Annotated in this window: 21 protein-coding genes; 11 read left to right on the top strand and 10 right to left on the bottom strand. The window is 60.8% G+C overall.

The window, feature by feature from the left end; genetic code table 11:
• Positions 1-93: 93 nt before the first annotated feature.
• On the top strand, positions 94-471 hold the full coding sequence (locus ACP7E0_RS03780; protein ID WP_426123091.1) for a hypothetical protein: 378 nt from the start codon (positions 94-96) through the stop codon (positions 469-471).
• Here ACP7E0_RS03780 and dprA read toward each other — a convergent pair.
• The 4 genes from dprA to ACP7E0_RS03760 all read right to left on the bottom strand — a co-directional run bounded on the left by dprA (position 400) and on the right by ACP7E0_RS03760 (position 4557).
• Positions 400-1548, bottom strand: coding sequence for a DNA-processing protein DprA (gene dprA / locus ACP7E0_RS03775; protein WP_426123090.1), 1149 nt, complete (start codon positions 1546-1548; stop codon positions 400-402). The two genes, ACP7E0_RS03780 and dprA, sit on opposite strands and share 72 nt — an antisense overlap.
• A 6-nt stretch (positions 1549-1554) precedes the next feature.
• On the bottom strand, positions 1555-2169 hold the full coding sequence (gene plsY, locus ACP7E0_RS03770; protein WP_426123089.1) for a glycerol-3-phosphate 1-O-acyltransferase PlsY: 615 nt from the start codon (positions 2167-2169) through the stop codon (positions 1555-1557).
• Positions 2170-2329: 160 nt separating this feature from the next.
• On the bottom strand, positions 2330-3619 hold the full coding sequence (locus ACP7E0_RS03765) for a dihydroorotase (protein ID WP_426123088.1): 1290 nt from the start codon (positions 3617-3619) through the stop codon (positions 2330-2332).
• Entirely contained in the window at positions 3616-4557 is a 942-nt protein-coding gene (locus ACP7E0_RS03760) for an aspartate carbamoyltransferase catalytic subunit (protein WP_426123087.1), read from the bottom strand. Before ACP7E0_RS03760 ends, ACP7E0_RS03765 begins: the two co-directional genes overlap by 4 nt.
• A 199-nt stretch (positions 4558-4756) precedes the next feature.
• Here ACP7E0_RS03760 and ACP7E0_RS03755 point away from each other — a divergent pair, with 199 nt between their 5' ends.
• Entirely contained in the window at positions 4757-6406 is a 1650-nt protein-coding gene (locus tag ACP7E0_RS03755) for an acyl-CoA dehydrogenase family protein (protein ID WP_426123086.1), read from the top strand.
• On the opposite strand, the gene ACP7E0_RS03750 is transcribed toward ACP7E0_RS03755, so the two are convergent.
• Positions 6388-7323, bottom strand: coding sequence for an AEC family transporter (locus ACP7E0_RS03750; protein WP_426123084.1), 936 nt, complete (start codon positions 7321-7323; stop codon positions 6388-6390). The two genes, ACP7E0_RS03755 and ACP7E0_RS03750, sit on opposite strands and share 19 nt — an antisense overlap.
• 184 nt (positions 7324-7507) lie before the next feature.
• On the opposite strand from ACP7E0_RS03750, the gene ACP7E0_RS03745 reads away from it, so the two are divergent.
• Together ACP7E0_RS03745 and ACP7E0_RS03740 are read left to right on the top strand one after the other, a co-directional pair.
• A complete protein-coding gene (locus ACP7E0_RS03745) occupies positions 7508-7651 on the top strand; it encodes a hypothetical protein (RefSeq protein ID WP_426123083.1) in 144 nt (47 codons plus the stop codon).
• Positions 7648-7992, top strand: a complete 345-nt coding sequence (locus ACP7E0_RS03740) for a DUF6105 family protein (protein WP_426123082.1) — start codon at positions 7648-7650, stop codon at positions 7990-7992. Before ACP7E0_RS03745 ends, ACP7E0_RS03740 begins: the two co-directional genes overlap by 4 nt.
• Here ACP7E0_RS03740 and ruvX read toward each other — a convergent pair.
• Positions 7929-8423, bottom strand: coding sequence for a Holliday junction resolvase RuvX (ruvX, locus tag ACP7E0_RS03735; protein WP_426123080.1), 495 nt, complete (start codon positions 8421-8423; stop codon positions 7929-7931). The genes ACP7E0_RS03740 and ruvX overlap by 64 nt on opposite strands.
• A gap of 117 nt (positions 8424-8540) precedes the next feature.
• Between ruvX and ACP7E0_RS03730 the strand changes: the two genes are divergently transcribed.
• The 5 genes from ACP7E0_RS03730 (at position 8541) to ACP7E0_RS03710 (ending at position 12201) form a co-directional block, all read left to right on the top strand.
• A complete protein-coding gene (locus ACP7E0_RS03730; RefSeq protein WP_426123078.1) occupies positions 8541-9245 on the top strand; it encodes a metal-dependent hydrolase in 705 nt (234 codons plus the stop codon).
• An 85-nt stretch (positions 9246-9330) separates the two neighbouring features.
• Positions 9331-9618: an Asp-tRNA(Asn)/Glu-tRNA(Gln) amidotransferase subunit GatC gene (gene gatC, locus ACP7E0_RS03725; protein ID WP_426123077.1), complete on the top strand. Its 288-nt coding sequence runs from the start codon at positions 9331-9333 to the stop codon at positions 9616-9618.
• 48 nt (positions 9619-9666) lie between these two features.
• Positions 9667-11148, top strand: a complete 1482-nt coding sequence (gene gatA, locus ACP7E0_RS03720; protein ID WP_426123076.1) for an Asp-tRNA(Asn)/Glu-tRNA(Gln) amidotransferase subunit GatA — start codon at positions 9667-9669, stop codon at positions 11146-11148.
• Positions 11142-11660, top strand: a complete 519-nt coding sequence (locus ACP7E0_RS03715; protein ID WP_426123075.1) for a GNAT family N-acetyltransferase — start codon at positions 11142-11144, stop codon at positions 11658-11660. Before gatA ends, ACP7E0_RS03715 begins: the two co-directional genes overlap by 7 nt.
• A gap of 31 nt (positions 11661-11691) precedes the next feature.
• On the top strand, positions 11692-12201 hold the full coding sequence (locus ACP7E0_RS03710) for a GNAT family N-acetyltransferase (protein ID WP_426123073.1): 510 nt from the start codon (positions 11692-11694) through the stop codon (positions 12199-12201).
• Positions 12202-12248: 47 nt separating this feature from the next.
• Here the strand turns inward: ACP7E0_RS03710 and ACP7E0_RS03705 are convergent, their stop codons facing one another.
• The 4 genes from ACP7E0_RS03705 to ACP7E0_RS03690 form a co-directional block, all read right to left on the bottom strand.
• A complete protein-coding gene (locus ACP7E0_RS03705; RefSeq protein ID WP_426123072.1) occupies positions 12249-12506 on the bottom strand; it encodes a YjhX family toxin in 258 nt (85 codons plus the stop codon).
• 195 nt (positions 12507-12701) lie between these two features.
• The gene (locus ACP7E0_RS03700) at positions 12702-13607 is read right to left on the bottom strand and encodes an NAD(P)/FAD-dependent oxidoreductase (protein ID WP_426123071.1); all 906 of its coding nucleotides are present in this window, start codon (positions 13605-13607) and stop codon (positions 12702-12704) included.
• 78 nt (positions 13608-13685) lie between these two features.
• The gene (locus ACP7E0_RS03695) at positions 13686-14138 is read right to left on the bottom strand and encodes an Rrf2 family transcriptional regulator (protein WP_426123592.1); all 453 of its coding nucleotides are present in this window, start codon (positions 14136-14138) and stop codon (positions 13686-13688) included.
• Between the two features lie 78 nt (positions 14139-14216).
• Complete coding sequence (locus ACP7E0_RS03690; protein WP_426123070.1) at positions 14217-14525, bottom strand: DUF1294 domain-containing protein; 309 nt, start codon at positions 14523-14525, stop codon at positions 14217-14219.
• A 149-nt stretch (positions 14526-14674) separates the two neighbouring features.
• Here ACP7E0_RS03690 and gatB point away from each other — a divergent pair, with 149 nt between their 5' ends.
• Together gatB and ACP7E0_RS03680 are read left to right on the top strand one after the other, a co-directional pair.
• Positions 14675-16177, top strand: coding sequence for an Asp-tRNA(Asn)/Glu-tRNA(Gln) amidotransferase subunit GatB (gene gatB, locus ACP7E0_RS03685; RefSeq protein ID WP_426123069.1), 1503 nt, complete (start codon positions 14675-14677; stop codon positions 16175-16177).
• A gap of 126 nt (positions 16178-16303) precedes the next feature.
• Positions 16304-16789 carry a GNAT family N-acetyltransferase gene (locus tag ACP7E0_RS03680; RefSeq protein ID WP_426123067.1) on the top strand — a complete coding sequence of 162 codons (486 nt, stop codon included), beginning with the start codon at positions 16304-16306 and terminating at the stop codon, positions 16787-16789.
• Positions 16790-16829 lie beyond the last annotated feature (40 nt).

Here is a 16829-nt window from a genome sequence, read left to right as displayed (position 1 = left end):
CCTATGAGAGATTACGTGTATATTGCAATTACAGATAAATGCGCTATCGTCGTTGAAGTGTAGTCTGATCTCGCGGCAAGTTGACGGAAAGTGATGCTTTCGGCCCTTGTTTCAAGGTTGCGGCTGACACAACCGGACGGTGTTGTATGGGGTTCCGCTCGAATATTATGTGCCTTTTTACAGGCAGGTTTGAATGCACCACAGGGAAAACCGATGATTCCGAATTCACCCGGGGCCGGCAAGAGAGACGCTCTGGCACGCGAAAAAATCTCGTATGTCCGGCAGATGCTGGGTGAATTACGAGGCGTCGCCGCCACTGAAGGCGCGGACATGCTGTGCTATCTGATCGAGATGGCCGCTGTCGAAGCCGGCGACATTCTCTCGGGTAAACGGCAGCTATCATTCTCCAATGTTGAGGGAAACGAGGCCACCGGGATGCCGGTGAAGTCGTCCGGCAAGGTCCAGTTCTAGCAGCACCAGATAGACGGCCGATGCCGAAAGGCCGGTATGCCGGATGATGTCGTCGATCTCGACAGGGGTTGGGCCGAGCGCATCGGTGATGCGAATACGATCGTTCTCACTGGGCGGCGCCATCGGCCCAACATCATGCTCTCCCGGTTCCTCCGCCTGCGGTGGTGTGAAGAGATCAATGCGGCTGAGGGGTGCAAGGGCCTGTAGGATATCCTGCGCCTCCGTCGTGACGATCGCGCCATCCTTCAAAAGCCCGTTGGTGCCGTGACAGCGCGGGTCAAGCGGCGAGCCGGGCACCGCAAAGACCAGCCGGCCGAAATCGGCGGCATAGCGCGCCGTGATCAAGGAGCCGGACCGGGATGCCGCTTCGACGACGGCAAGTCCGAGGCTGACGCCGGCAATCAACCTGTTGCGCCGGGGGAAATCACGCGCACGCGGCTCCCAGCCGAACGGCATTTCGCTGATTGCCAGGCCATTGCCCTCGATGATCTCGTCTAGCAGGCCGATATTCTCGGGCGGATAGGGCTGGTCCAAACCGCCGGCCAGCGCCGCGATCGTCCCCGTCTCCAGGCTGGCGCGGTGTGCCGCCGTGTCGATGCCGCGTGCAAGCCCGGATATTATGGAGTATCCGGCCCGTCCGACGTCGCGGGCGATCATCGCAGCGAATTTCGCGCCGCTGATCGAGGCATTGCGTGAGCCGACGATGCCGAGGGAAGGGACGGCGCTGATGGCCGCATTGCCCTTAACAGCAAGAAGCGGTGGTGCGCCGTCGATCTGGCGCAGGGCCGGCGGATAATCGTGCTCGCCGATGCCGATGAAACGGGCGCCAAAGCGATAGGCCGCAGAAAGCTCCTTTTCCGCCTCAGCGGTGGAGGCGACCCGGATGGCGCGGGTCGAGCCGCCGCGCCGCGATAGTTCGGGTAGCATTTCGAGCGCGGTTTCGGCCGAGCCGAAATGGTTGATGAGATCGCGGAAGGTCGCAGGGCCGACATTGTCGCTGCGGATCAGCCTCAGCCAGGCAATCCTTTGTCGTTCCGAAAGCGCAATCCCATTTCGTCCTGCGCCGTCGTTCGACATTCTGCCCTATCCCTTTTCCCCGATCCGGCCTTCCGTGCCGGCCAATAGCCGCTGGATATTTGCCCGGTGTTTGATCCAGGTGATGATGCTCATCACCACGAACAGCAGGCCGATCTTTCCGTAGCCCGTTGCCAACAATACAACCGGAACGATCAACGTTGCAACCAGTGCCGAAAGAGAAGAGTAACGGGTGATTTTGGCCATCGCCAGCCAGATGGCTGCGAACAGGAGAACCATGATCGGCGCCAGTCCGAGCAGCACGCCGATATAGGTCGCAATGCCCTTGCCGCCCTTGAAGCCGAGCCAGACGGGATAGAGATGCCCGAGAAAGGCCGCGAAACCGGCGGCAATACCGGCCTCGATGCCCCAGCGTGAGGCAATGGCCGCTGCAGCAGTTCCCTTCAGGGCATCGAGCAGCAATGTCGCGGCAGCCAGCTTCTTGTTGCCGGTGCGCAGCACATTGGTCGCGCCGATATTGCCGGAGCCAATCTTGCGCACATCGCCCAGCCCGGCCATGCGGGTGAGGATCAGGCCGAAGGGGATGGAGCCGAGCAGATAGCCGAAGATTGCGGCACACGCCGTCAGCGCCAGCCCGAGTTGCCAGGAAAATATGTCAGACACCTATTGCCTCCCCAATTCCGCCTCGGCGGATATTGCTCCTTACCCTTACCCTCTCCCGGATGTGGGGCGAGGGGACGACGAAGCTTGCCGCAAAACCCTCTCCCCGATTGCCGGGAGAGCGTGCCCGATAGAGCGGATGAGGGGCAGCTCCGTCGCTTGATTACAGCGAATAAACCAGTTTTCCCGCAACATAGGTTTGAACGGCCCGGCCGGTAAAGCGGGCATTTTCGAACGGCGTGTTTTTCGAGCGGGAGACGATCGAGTCCTTACCGAAAATCCAAGGTTCTTCCAGATCGATCAGCGTGATGTCGGCCTTGGCGCCGGGTTTTAGCGTACCGGCATCGAGCCCGAAGATCTGCGAAGGCCGGGTCGATAGGGCATCGATCAGGCGCATCAGGGGCACGGTGCCGCTGTGGTGCAGGCGCAAGGCGGCAGCCAGCAAGGTCTCCAGCCCGATCGCGCCGTCCGCAGCATCGGCAAACGGCAGGCGCTTGGTATCGACGTCCTGCGGATCGTGCGACGAAACGATGATGTCGATCGTGCCGTTGGCCAGAGCCTGGACCATCGCGACGCGATCGTCTTCGCCACGCAGCGGCGGCGACAGCTTGAAGAAGGTCCGGTATTCGCCGATATCGTTCTCGTTCAATGTCAGATGATTGATCGAGATGCCGCAAGTGACGTTGGCGCCACGTTTGCGGGCGGTGGCGATGGCTTCGGCCGATTCCGGCAGCGAGATTTTCGCGGCGTGATAAGCGCCCTTGGTCAGTCCGGCGATGCGCAGGTCGCGCTCCAGCGGAATGATCTCGGCTTCGCGCGGCACGCCCGAGAGGCCAAGCCAGCTGGCGAGCAGCCCTTCGTTCATGACGCCATCCGCACCGAGATATTTGTCACGGGTTTCGAGCGAGATGACGGCGCCGAATTCGCGGGCATAGGTCATGGCGCGGCGAAGGACGAGCGTGTCGTGCACCGGGCGGCGGCCATTGGTGAAGCAGACGGCACCGGCTTCACGCAAAAGGCCGAACTCGGTCATTTCCTCGCCGTCGAGATGCTTGGTCAGCGCTGCCGCCGGATAGACATTGATCAGCGCCTTGTCGCGCGCCGTCTTCTGGACGAACTGCACCAGCGCGATATCGTCGATGACAGGATCGGTATCGGGCATGGTGATGATCGAGGTGACACCACCGGCGGCCGCAGCCCGTGATGCGGATTCGATGGTTTCGCGATACTCGCCACCGGGCTCGCCGACGAAAACGCGTGCATCGACCAGGCCGGGCACGGCAACGAGGCCGGTGCAGTCCTTGATTTCGGCGCCTTCAGGAATGCCCTGGTTCTGGGCTGATTGTCCGGCAGCAACGATGACGCCGTTTTCGACGATGATATCGCCGGTTTCATCGAGGTTGCGCGAGGGGTCGATGATGCGCAGGTTTTTCAGGACGAGGGCGTTGCTCATGTGCGTGGCCCCTGGTTCTGCGAAAGAAGAAGCGTTTCCATCACGGCCATGCGCACCGCAACCCCCATTTCAACCTGCTGCTCGATAACGCTTTGCGGTCCGTCGGCGATCTCAGAAGCGATCTCGACGCCGCGGTTCATCGGGCCGGGATGCATGACGAGCGCGTCTTCCTTGGCAGCTTTCAGTTTTTCGGCGTCGAGGCCGTAATAGCGGAAATATTCGCGCACCGAAGGCACGAACGAGCCGGCCATGCGCTCGCGCTGCAGGCGCAGCATCATCACCACATCGGCATCCTTCAGGCCTTCTTCCATCGAGTGGTAGACCTCGGCGCCCATGTCGGCGATGCCGGAGGGGAGGAGGGTTGCCGGAGCGACCACACGGACGCGGGCGCCCATCTGGTTGAGGAGCAGGATATTGGAGCGGGCAACGCGCGAATGCAAAACGTCGCCGCAGATGGCGACGATGATGCGCGACAGCTTGCCCTTGGCGCGGCGGATTGTCAGCGCGTCGAGCAGTGCCTGGGTCGGATGTTCGTGCTGGCCGTCTCCGGCATTGACGACGGAGCAGGAGACTTTTTGAGCCAGCAGCGCGGCGGCGCCGGCAGACGAATGGCGCACGATCAGAACGTCCGGATGCATGGCGTTCAGCGTCATCGCCGTATCGATCAGCGTTTCGCCCTTCTTCACCGAGGAATTGCTGACCGACATGTTCATCACATCGGCACCCAGCCGTTTGCCGGCGAGTTCGAAGGAGGATTGCGTCCGGGTCGAGGCTTCGAAGAACAGGTTGATCTGCGTGAGGCCGCGCAGCGTCGTGGTCTTTTTTTCTCGCTGGCGCGAAATCTTGACGGCTTCGTCGGCCCGGTCGAGCAGGAGCGTGATGTCCTGTTCCGTCAGGCCCTTGATGCCGAGCAGGTGGCGATGCGGAAAGAAATCCATGGGGAGCCGCCTCATTTGGTGAAGTTGCGTGGGTCTATAATGACTGTATCCCCAACCGGCAAGGCAAAGGCTGCGCAAACCGGCCGCATCCCCACGCTTTTGTGGCGATAACGCACCGCGCGCAAATTGTTGCGGGAAGGGGCATTTATCGCATCCCGCTGCTGTTCCTAAGCATAGGGACTTGGGTTAGAAACGCGACATGACTCTGAACCGCACCGAACAGAAATTCGCCGATCTGAACCAGCCGAAACCCTGGTCGGGGATCAATGCCTTCCGCTCCGACCCATTGCTGGTCGATATCGCCGCGTCGATGCCGCGTCCCCTGCGCGACGATTTCGAGACGATCGGCCGTTACGTGACCTCGCCCGAGGCGCAGGATCTGGCGCGCATGGCCAACGAGGGCCTGCCGAAGCTGCGCACCCATGGGCCGCGCGGCGAGCGGCTTGATGTGGTCGAATTCCACCCCGCCTGGCACGCGTTAATGCGCCGCTCGGTGACATCGGGCCTGCATGCCTCGGCCTGGGAAAACATCGCCGACGAGCGCGGCCGCTCGCACAAGGCACGCGCCCTGCGTTTCTACCTGACGGCGCAGCTCGAATGCGGCCATCTCTGCCCGCTGACCATGACCAGCGCATCGGTGGCAGCGATCTCCGCGTCGCCGGCCGTCCAGAAGGAATGGGCACCAAAAATCCTGTCGCGAAAGTATGATTCGTCCAATCGGCCGTGGATGCAGAAAGCCTCCGTCACCGTCGGCATGGGCATGACGGAAAAGCAGGGCGGCACGGATGTGCGCGCCAATACGTCGACGGCAGAGCGGGTGGGCGAGGGCATCTACCGGCTGAACGGTCACAAATGGTTCATGTCAGCGCCGATGAGTGATGCCTTCGTGATGCTGGCGCAGACCCGTGACGGTCTCGGTTGCTTCCTCGTTCCGCGGCTTCTCGAAGACGGCTCGGCCAATGGCCTGCGCTTCCAGCGCCTGAAGGACAAGCTCGGCAACCGCTCGAATGCGTCCTCCGAGGTCGAGTTCTCCGATACGTTCGGTTTCGTGCTCGGTTCGCCCGATGCCGGCATCCGCACCATCCTCGACATGGTAACGCTGACGCGCCTCGATTGCTCGTTGGCCTCCGCCGGCATGATGCGCGCGTCGCTGGCCGAAGCCGTGCACCATGTGCGCGGCCGCAAGGTCTCCGGCAAGCCGCTGGTGGCGCAGCCGATGATGACCCGGGTTCTGGCCGACATGGCGCTCGATGTTGCCGCTGCCAGCGCATTGTCGTTCCGTCTTGCCGAAGCCTTCGACAGGGCGCGCGACAGCGCCGAAGACGCCGCTTACGCGCGGATCATGACGCCGGTTGCCAAATACTGGAGCTGCAAGATTGCACCTGCTCTGATCGCCGAAGCGATGGAATGCATCGGCGGCAGCGGCTATGTCGAGGAACGCCCGATCGCCCGGCATTATCGCGAGGCCCCGGTCAATGCGATCTGGGAAGGCTCCGGCAATGTCATGGCGCTGGATGTGCTGCGTGTCCTTACCCGTGGCAAGGATCTGTTCGAACTGCTGTTCCAGGTGATCAGCCGCGATCTTGGCCCATCCGCCAAGAAGACCGTCGATGTGCTCAGGGCGGCGATGTCGCTCTGCGAGCGCGACGAGGGGGCAGCCCGCATGCTAGTCGAACAGCTGGCGCTCGCCGCTGCCGCTGCCGAACTCTATCGGCTCGGCGCAGGGCGGATTGCCGATGCGTTCCTGGAGTCGCGATTGGCCGCCGGCTGGCGCTCGACCTATGGCATGCTCGATTCGCGCTTTGATTCCGCCTATATCGTCGATCTGCTCTATCCGGCGGCGATATAGCCGGTCACGGTTAGAACCAGCGGTATGGTAAAGAACGACACGACTGTCTGGATGGTAGCGACGGCAGCATAGAGCGGCGCGTCACCGCCCATCTGCTTGGCCAGCAGATAGCCGTTCATCGCCGTCGGTACGCTGGCGCCCAGCGCGATCACCAGCAGGGCATCGCCGCGGATACCGAGCAGATAGGCGGTGCCGACCATGAACACCGGCATGATGATCAGTTTCAGAAAGACCGCGAGCAGGGCGACCAAACTTGGCCGCAGCGCGTCCGAGACCTTCAGCCCGGCTCCAACCATCACCAGCCCCAGGCTGAGCGAAGCGCTGGCCAACATCTCGACTGCGGTCAGCACCGGACCGTAGACGGGAACCTGAAAGAAATTCAGCGCAATACCCAGCACCGAAGCAACGATCAGCGGATTGGTGGCGATCTTGAAGACGAAGAATCGCAGGCCCCTCGGTCCGCCGTTGAAGCCGATCAAAACGCCGATATTGTAGAGATTGATGGGAATGATCACCAACGTCATCACCAGCGCCGTCAGGCTGAGGCCGAGCGGCCCATAGAGCTTCTGGGCGATGGCCAGCGCCATGAAACCGTTCCAGCGCGTTGCCGTCTGGAAGATCGAGGTGAAGGCGGCGGACGAGACGTGGCGGGCGCGCAGCAGTGGCCAAAGGAGCAGCAAGGCTGCCGACATCAAGGTAATGCTGCCGATCGTCGCGAGCGCGGTCGAATCGGTCTTCATGCCGGCAAAGTCGGCCGTTGCCAGTGTCGAAAACAACAGGGCAGGGAACAAGATATAATAGCCGAGCTGCTCCAGTCCTTCCCACAGCGTATTGTCGACCAGCGATGAACGCTTCAGCCAGACGCCCAGCGAAACGAGCAGGAAGATCGGCAAAATGCTTTCGAAGATGATCGTCATGGGGAGGGCCTGAACGCATGGGGAGAGGCCACCGATAGACGCTTGTCCACAGCGCGGCAACCGTGCTGCCCGGAAATTAACCTTAACAAATGGTTTACGTTGCGCCGTCAGGGTTAACGGTCAAGAGTGGCCGTGAAGAGATTTTTAACGCTTTCGGAATGGAGCACGTTCGGTGAGAACTGGCTTGGTCATCATCATGACGATGTTTTTTGCGAGCCTCGCGCTCGATCTGGCGGTTCCGGCTGTCATCCTGGTGAGCTTGCTCGCTCTGGACCGGTTGTCGGCGCAGTTCAAACACGGCGCATTGGTGGAGGGGAGAGCAGCATGAAGTGGTTCCTGATCCTCTGGGCGTGCCCGGTCATCCTGCTCACCGGCTGGTACGGCCTATCCTATTACGACATGAGTTTCGGCATCTTCATGCTGACGCGTCAGGCGCATGATCTGGTTTTTACCATATATGGCAACGTGCTCGGCATTCCGCCGGAGACTATTCCGCCGCTGGTGGCCCGCGCCATCGCCTTCGACAGCCTGCTGGTGTTTGCCATCATCGCCTACCGCAAGCGCCGTGAAATCCGCGCCTGGTATAACAAGCGGTTTCCGCCGGCTCAGCCGTCCGAATCTGTGGCTGCAGCCTTCGCCAAGGATGCCAACCTGTCCAGCGCGCCCTGAAGAATGAAGGAGGCGGCGGCCGAATCGATCCGGTCCGCCCGCTTTTTTCTCGAGACATCCATCTCGATCAGCACCCGTTCGGCCGCCACGGTCGATAGCCGTTCGTCCCAGTAGATGAACGGCAGTTCCGTTTTCTGCGCCATGTTGTGCACGAAAGCCCGGGTCGCCTGCGCGCGCGGACCGGCCGAACCATCCATGTTGATCGGCAGGCCGATAATGAAGGCGGCGATCTTCTCCTTTTCTGCCATCGCAAGCAGCGCCTGCGCGTCCAGCCCGAACTTGACCCGCTTGATCACTGCGCGCGGCGTGGCGAACCGCCGTCCGAGATCGGACACCGAAATGCCGATCGTCTTGGTGCCGAGATCAAGCCCGGCGATGGCCTGGCTGGGCAGGAGGGCGGATGCGAGGTCTTCGATGCTGAGAACAGCCATGTGATTTGCCGATTCGGTCTTTTAGGATTACTCGGGTGATCCATATCCCTATCCTGCCGCCAAATCATCCCCGCCATAAATCCCAAATCACCCCGCCATAAATCAAGGAGTATTGTCATGAAGATCAAGTGGCTCGGACATTCCGCGTTCCATCTGGAAACCGCCAAATCGAAAATCCTCATCGACCCCTTTTTCACCGGCAATCCATCCTTCGACGAATCCTCCCGCAAGGATGCCGCCGCCGGGCTTACCCATATTCTGCTCACCCACGGCCATGGCGACCATGTCGGCGATACGATTGCGCTCGCGAAGGAAACCGGCGCGACCGTGGTCGCCAATGCCGATCTCGCCGCATGGCTGGGCTCGAAGGGCGTTCAGGCGATCGAAATGGGCAATACCGGCGGCACGATCCATCTCGACGGCTTTTCCACCACCTTCGTCAATGCGCTGCACTCCTCGGCGCAGTTGACCGAAGATGGCGTGTCGCATTCGCTCGGCAACGCCAACGGCCTTGTCCTGCATTTCGAGGACGAGCCGACGCTCTATCATATGGGCGATACCGACATCTTCTCCGACATGGCGCTGATCCAGGAACTGCACCAGCCGGAAATCGGCCTTGTGCCGATCGGTGACCGCTTCACCATGGGCGGTGCCGTGGCAGCCCTTGCCTGCCAGCGCTTCTTCAAGTTCGCGACGGTCTTCCCCTGCCACTATGGTTCGTTCGGCATCATCGACCAGACGCCGGACCTGTTCATCGCCGGCATGGACGGCGCTTCAGCGAAGGTTGAGGCGCCCGCAGTCGGCGGTATTGTTGCCGTCTAAGCGGCCTGTGCATGCATTCCCCCGTTGCGTGGCAGCACTGCGGCTATTATAGCGGGGGAAAGTTCCTTGAAGACCGGAGACACCCATGTCCGTAGACCTCGCCACCGTGAAGCGCGTCGCGCGCCTTGCCCGCATTGCCGTCACCGAAGAGGAAGTGCTGCGCATGACTGGCGAACTGAACGGTATCCTCGGTTTCGTCGAGCAGCTTTCCGAGGTCAATGTCGATGGCGTCGAGCCGATGACATCCGTGACCCCGATGGCAATGAAGAAGCGCGTCGATGCGGTAACCGATGGCAACAAGGCCGACGATATCGTTGCCAATGCGCCGAACGAGGATCGTAATTTCTTCCTCGTCCCGAAGGTTGTCGAATAAGCCTTGCCGCTGCCGCCGCCCGAACGCCCCCGATTTTGAAAGCCTGCCATGACCGACCTGACCCGCCTGACCATCGCTGAAGCGCGCACCAAGCTGAGCGCCAAGGAAATCTCCGCCGTCGAACTGACGGAAGCCTATATCGGTGCGATCGACGCTGCCAATGGTGCGCTGAATGCCTATGTCGTCACGACGCCGGATAAGGCGCGCGAGATGGCGAAGGCTTCCGACGTCCGCATCGCGAGCGGCAAGGCCGGCGCGCTCGAAGGTATTCCGCTCGGGATCAAGGACCTATTCGGCACCGAAGGCATCCATACCCAGGCCTGCAGCCACATTCTCGACGGCTTCAAGCCGCGCTACGAATCCACTGTCACCCAAAACCTCTGGAACGACGGCGCCGTCATGCTCGGCAAGCTCAACATGGACGAGTTTGCCATGGGCTCGTCGAACGAAAGCTCCTATTACGGCCCGGTGAAAAACCCCTGGCGCGCCACCGGTTCGAACCTCGATCTGGTTCCGGGCGGCTCCTCCGGCGGTTCGGCAGCAGCCGTTGCGGCGTTCCTCTGCGCCGGTGCCACCGCAACCGATACCGGAGGCTCCATCCGCCAGCCGGCAGCGTTTACCGGCACGGTCGGCATCAAGCCAACCTATGGCCGCTGCTCGCGCTGGGGCATCGTCGCTTTTGCCTCCTCGCTCGACCAGGCCGGTCCGATCGCCCGCGACGTGCGCGATGCGGCCATCCTGTTGAAGTCGATGGCATCAGTCGATGCCAAGGACACGACCTCCGTCGATCTGCCGGTGCCGGACTATGAAGCATCGCTTGGCCAGTCGCTGAAGGGCATGAAGATCGGCATTCCGAAGGAATACCGCGTCGATGGCATGCCGGAAGAGATCGAAACCCTTTGGAGCCAAGGCATTGCCTGGCTGAAGGACGCCGGTGCCGAGATCGTCGATATCAGCCTGCCGCACACCAAATATGCGCTTCCGGCCTATTACATCGTGGCGCCCGCTGAAGCCTCGTCCAACCTTGCCCGCTATGATGGCGTCCGCTACGGCCTGCGCGTCGATGGCAAGGACATTGCCGACATGTACGAAAAAACCCGCGCGGCCGGCTTCGGCACCGAGGTCAAGCGCCGCATCATGATCGGCACCTATGTGCTGTCGGCCGGCTATTACGATGCCTACTACCTGCAGGCGCAAAAGGTTCGCACGCTGATCAAGCGCGACTTCGAACTGGCCTTCCATGCCGGTGTCGATGCGATCCTGACTCCCGCCACGCCATCGTCGGCCTTCGGTATTGCCGACGAGGATCTGGCATCCGATCCGGTCAAGATGTACCTCAACGACATCTTCACGGTGACGGTGAACATGGCTGGTCTTCCGGGCATCGCCGTTCCCGCCGGTCTCGATCACAAAGGTCTGCCGCTCGGTCTGCAACTTATCGGCAAGCCGTTCGAGGAGGAAACGCTGTTCAAGACGGCGCATGTCATCGAGCAGGCCGCCGGCAAATTCCAGCCGACGAAGTGGTGGTAGAAGCGGGCTTCCGCCTTCGCAACATGACTGCCTCGGATGCCGGGGCAATCGCGCTGATCGGATTTGAGGCCTGGAAATCGAACCGCATTCACAAGAACTGGTTTGAGCCCACTGTCGAAACGCGCGTCGAAGATGGGTTTCTGACATTTGCCAGCCGCCCGGATGCCGAAGTCGTGGTGGCCGTTGCGGCAAACGAGGTGATCGGCTGGGGCGCCCGCGACAGCCGCGAACATCCCGGCGACCGGTCACGCGGCTGGGACTATATTTCCGATATCTGGATCGCTCCGCCTTGGCAGGGCAGGGGCATCGGCTCTGCGTTGATCGGCGAGCTTCTTGCGCGGATGCGCTTTGAAAATCTGGGCGTCGCCAGCATCGAAACCGACATCTCCAATCATTCGGCTTTGTCTCTCTACAAGAAGCTGGGTTTCACCGAGGTCTGGCACGGCACCGAATTTTCTCCGTCGCTAGGGCTGGATCAGGCCAAGCTGCGTCTGGAAAAATCGCTTCCGTGATGCTCTACTTGCGGCGGAAGGGAACCGCTGCATGATCATCGTCCGCCTTGCGCGCGAAAATGAAGTCCCAGCCCTTGCGGCGATCGGACTTGATGCCTGGGAAAAGGCCGTTTCCAGCGTCGCCGATGCGCAGGCCATGCGCCGCATCGCCGAATTGTCCTTTCTGTCCTTCCTGCGTTCGAACTGGTTTTCGGTAAGCGTCGTCGAAACGGGCGGCTCGGTTGCCGGATGGGCGGCGCGTGAAGACAAGGACGGCACGATCTCCGATCTCTGGATCGAACCATCGATGCAGCGAAATGGTCTCGGCTCATCGCTGCTTGCCGATCTGGAAGACAGGATTCTGGTAGGCGGTTTCGAGGCTGCCGTCATCCGGACGCATGCACAGAATGACAAGGCGATCGGATTTTTCCGCAAGCACGGATATGCGATCAGTTCGCTATCGACGGCCTATGCGCCGAAGCTCGACCGGGATGTCGAATCGGTCGGTATGACCAAAATGCTGGGAAAGCCTGCTGTTCATCAGGACCAGCAGTGGTTTTGAATGTGAAAAATCGGCGAGACCGAATGAACGGTCTCGCCGATTTCTCTTTAGCGGTTGTTTAACTGCGAGCGCACGAGAACGAGGCCGCGTTGGGTGATCCGGTACGGCTTGCCGCCCGATGAGGAAATCGCTTTCTTCCGCTTCAGCTTGCGAAACATATCAAGGCCGAAGCCGGGATAGAGCCAGCCGTCGCGGGTGAAGCATCGGGCGTCCTCGATCGTCTTCGTACCCGAGCGGAGGATTTCGATGCGGCCGCCTTGGGCCATGAGATGTAGAATACGCTGTTCTTCGCGTGAAATGTCCATTGATGATGAGATCCGAAAAGCGTTCGCTTGAACGCATGAAAACGGGTCTGCCGTTCTGTCGAACGTCAGGGCTTCGTTTTCTCGGCCCGTGCACGCAAAAAAGCTTGCGCGCAGGGGCCTTCAGGCAATCTCAGATATAGAAAACATCAAAACTCCATAAGGACGGCCGCTTTTAAGCGAAGGACAGCCGCGCCGTCAAGAATGCGATGCGAACATCAATGATTGGTGCATGCCGAGACCGGCCATGACACCATCGGCGGAAACAAGCGTGATGTTACCGAAGGCGCGGGCATTATCGCCGGCCGCATAGACCCCGGCGACGCTGGTCGCCTTAACGGTGTCGGTAACGATTATCGTACCGGCGGGCGTCTCCGTCAGCGCGCAGCCGAGGCTTTCAGCGATCGTGCCGCGCCTATGCAGATCGGCGGCGATAAACAGCGCCTTGACGTCGAAGGTCCGGCCGTTCTCCAGCCGTATCCGCAGCCTGTCGCAGGTGCCGGCTTCGATGACGCCGACCGCGCCGGGCTGGAGGCGGACATTGCGTCTGTCGAGCAGTGCAAGCGTTTCTGCGTCCGGCTCCGGCATGCCGTTGGTAAAGAGGGTGACATCGCCCCATTCGGCAACGACGGCTGCCTGATGCGCCGACATCGGCTGTGTCGCCAGGACGCCGATCGGCCCGCCGCCGATTTCATAGCCGTGACAATAGGGGCAATGAAGCACGGTCTTGCCCCAGCGTTCGGAAAGGCCTGGAATATCGGGCAGGCGGTCTTCGATGCCACTGGCGAGAAGCAGCCGCCGGGCGGCAATCGAGCCGTGTCCGGCAACGCTGACATGGAAGTCGTCGATTGTGCCTTCCGCAGCGTCAGCCTCGCCCTCTACGAAGGTAACCGTGGGGTAGGCGGCAAGCTGGGCGCGTGCATCGGTAAGGATCTCCAGTCCTGATTTGCCGTCGAGCCCCAGCACGCCGTGGGAATGGGCGGCAAACCGGTTGCGCGGCGTGCCGCTGTCTATGATCGTGACATGCCGACGGGCGCGGGCGAGAATATAGGCAGCCGACAGTCCGGCAAAACCGCCGCCAATGATGACTGCATCCTGTTGCATAGTCTTTCCTTCCATAGCTCCGCCCGCCGGCAACTTGAGAAGGTCCGGTGCGGGAGACTTTTGTGGTGATGTGAAATGTCAGCCGGGCTGTTTCAGCGCGGTCTTGTGTTCGGCAAAGCGCCGTTTGAAATCATCGGCGAGCGTCGCGAGTGTCACTTGCCCGAGGCGGGCGATCAGCATGGCCTCGGCATCGCGAAAGGCGTCGTCCAGCGCATGGTTGACCGCCTGTTCGACGAGGCAGCCGGGGCTTTCGCTGACATTGCCCATCTGGAACAGCATCGGCTCGCCCAGTGCCGCATAGATGTCGCGCATGGTGACGTCTTCCAGCGGCCGGCCAAGCGTCCAGCCGCCGCCATGACCACGGCCGGAGGTGACAAGGCCTGCCTCGCGCAGCCCGGCCATGGTACGCCGGACGACGACGGGATTGGTGTGGAGGCAGAGGGCGAGCTCGTCCGATGTCATCGGCCGTTCGCGTTCTGCCATGTGCAGCAGTGCGTGCAGCACCGCGGAAAGGCGGCTGTTTCTTTTCATGTAATAATAATAGTTACGAATCGTCACGCGAGTCAAGCTGCTGTCGCCGCGTCAAAAATCAGCCAGCTATTGGGGGGCTCAAGAGTGGAAAACGTGACCGGCAAGCACCCACGGCAATGCCAGAAGTCCGACCGAGGCAACGGCGGCGTGCATCACGAGGATTGCCGCCAGCCGGGTGCGGAAGGGTTCCTTGCGGGTCTTGTGCCGCAACAGCCGCTGGGCGGCGAAGGCACCGAGGCTTCCACCGAAAAACGCCAGGCTCAAAAGCTTGTTTTCGGCGATGCGCCATTTTCCACCGCGTGCCGCCGCCTTGTCCCACCAGAAGACGCAGAACGTCACGAGGTTGAGGACAAGAAACACAACGATGAGCAAGAGACAGATGGCCATTCGGGCAGAGTGCCTCAAAAAATTGAACAGATCGCAAACGCCCGGAGATTGGGCATCAATGCGCCATACCGGATGTGACAAGCCTTGCACCCCAAAGCCAATTGTTCTACCCAGAGACACACGAATTGAAGCTTACAGAAGAGCATTCCATGACCCTCGTCGACGTCCGCATCTCAGAACCGAAACGCTATATTCCAGGCGCCACTGGCGATTGGGAAGTCATCATCGGCCTGGAAGTCCATGCCCAGGTGACGAGCAATTCGAAGCTGTTTTCGGGCGCCTCGACGACATTCGGCAATGCACCGAACTCCAACGTCTCACTGGTCGATGCGGCGATGCCCGGCATGCTGCCCGTCATTAACGAGGAATGCGTCAAGCAGGCGGTGCGCACGGGTCTCGGCCTGAAGGCGCAGATCAACAAGCGCTCGATCTTCGACCGCAAGAACTATTTCTATCCGGACCTGCCGCAGGGCTACCAGATTTCCCAGTTCAAGGATCCGATCGTCGGCGAAGGCCAGATCGTCATTTCCGTCGGCCCGGATCGTCAGGGCCAGTTCGAGGATATCGAAATCGGCATCGAGCGGCTGCATCTGGAACAGGATGCCGGCAAGTCGATGCACGACCAGAGCCCGACCATGTCCTATGTCGATTTGAACCGGTCCGGCGTGGCGCTGATGGAAATCGTCTCCAAGCCCGACATGCGCTCCTCCGATGAAGCCAAGGCCTATGTCACCAAGCTGCGGTCGATCGTGCGTTACCTCGGCACCTGCGACGGCAATATGGACGAAGGCTCGCTGCGCGCCGACGTCAACGTCTCCGTACGCCGTCCGGGTGAAGATTTTGGCACGCGCTGTGAAATCAAGAACGTCAATTCCATCCGTTTCATCGGCCAGGCGATCGAATACGAAGCCCGCCGCCAGATCGGCATTCTCGAAGATGGTGGCTCGATCGACCAGGAAACCCGCCTGTTTGACCCGGGCAAGGGCGAGACGCGGTCGATGCGCTCGAAGGAAGACGCGCATGACTACCGCTATTTCCCCGATCCGGACCTGTTGCCGCTCGAATTCGACGACGCCTTCATCGAAGCGCTGAAGGCCGATCTGCCGGAATTGCCCGACGACAAGAAGGAGCGTTTCGTGCGCGATCTCGGTCTGTCGATCTATGACGCATCCGTGCTCGTGTCGGAAAAGGCGGTTGCCGATTATTTCGAGGCCGTGGCCGCTGGCCGCGACGGCAAGATTGCCGCCAACTGGGTCATCAACGACCTGCTGGGCGCCTTGAACAAAGCCGGCAAAACCATCGAAGAGACTCCGGTTTCCCCCGCCCAGCTCGGAGGCATTCTCGACCTGATCAAGTCGGAAGTGATCTCCGGCAAGATCGCCAAGGACCTGTTCGAAATCGTCTGGACCGAAGGCGGCGACCCGGCCGAGCTGGTCGAAAGCCGCGGCATGAAGCAGGTCAAAGATACCGGTGCGATCGAAAAGGCTGTTGACGAGATCATCGCCGCCAACCCCGATCAGGTCGCCAAGGTTCAGGCCAAGCCCTCGCTTGCCGGCTGGTTCGTCGGCCAGGTGATCAAGTCGACCGGCGGCAAGGCCAACCCGCAGGCCGTACAGGCTCTGGTCAAGGCCAAGCTCGGCATCGAGGACTGAGCAATTCCAGGAAAAGTGTGAAACGGTTTTCCGTCCGGAATTGCGATCGAAAATCGAGGACTGAGCAATTCCAGGAAAAGTGTGAAACGGTTTTCCGTCCGGAATTGCGATTGAAAGGCCTAAAACATGTTCTTTGTCCGCACAGCGACCGAGCGCGATCTGGCGAAAGTCTCGGCGCTTCTGGGTGAGACCGCGCATGCGACCTATGATGCGCTGTACGGTGCCGAGAAGATCAACGAGATGACGGCCAAGTGGCATTCTGTGACAGCGCTGAAGGCCAATCTTCAGCGCAAGAATGGCGAATTCCTCGTTGCAGACGACGGCAAGAAGATTGGCGGCATGGGCTTTGCGTCGATGTCCGAAACGCTGCACGAGACGGCCGTGCTGCACCAACTCTATGTCCTGCCGCAGTTTCAGCGGCAGGGGATCGCCCGCGATATTTTTGCCGAGCTCGAAACCTGCTTTCCTTATGCGGGCACGATGCGGGTGGAAGTCGAGGAGAACAACGCTAAGGCCATCGGCTTCTATGAGGCGCATGGCTTCGTCGGGGCAGGCGTTGGTGCTGCGACCTGGGGCATTGCAACGATCGTGATGGAAAAGCCTCTGGACTGAAGCCGGCTGGGAGCTGTCCTATGCCGTTGTCACATTTCCT

The organism is Pararhizobium sp. PWRC1-1 (assembly GCF_049897905.1).
Taxonomy (GTDB): Bacteria; Pseudomonadota; Alphaproteobacteria; order Rhizobiales; family Rhizobiaceae; genus Pararhizobium.
The sequence above is the reverse complement of the archived record's forward strand: the minus strand, read 5'-3'. Positions and strand labels throughout refer to the sequence as shown.